At 67.2% G+C, this 274-nt stretch carries 1 protein-coding gene; it reads right to left on the minus strand.

Annotation, left to right across the window (positions count from 1 at the left end; genetic code table 11):
- On the minus strand, positions 1-274 hold a 274-nt coding region (locus EF903_RS36515), incomplete at both ends, for a hypothetical protein (protein WP_185902987.1).

Below are 274 nucleotides of genomic sequence, written 5' to 3' on the forward strand. Positions count from 1 at the left end.
CGTCCTCGTACGCCTCGTCCTCGTAGGGCTCCTCTTCGGGCGCCTCGTCCTCTTCCTCGTCCTCGCAGTACTCTTCCTCGGTCGCCTCGTCCTCGTCGGGCTCCTCTTCGGGCGCCTCGTCCTCGTAGGGCTCCTCTTCGGGCGCCTCGTCCTCGTACGCCTCGTCCTCGTAGGGCTCCTCTTCGGGCGCCTCGTCCTCTTCCTCGTCCTCGTAGAACTCTTCCTCGGGCGCCTCGTCCTCGTAGGGCTCCTCTTCGGGCGCCTCGTCCTCGTA

Origin of the sequence: Streptomyces sp. WAC05292, from assembly GCF_003949955.1 — a bacterium.
GTDB classification, from domain to species: Bacteria; Actinomycetota; Actinomycetes; order Streptomycetales; family Streptomycetaceae; genus Streptomyces; species Streptomyces globosus.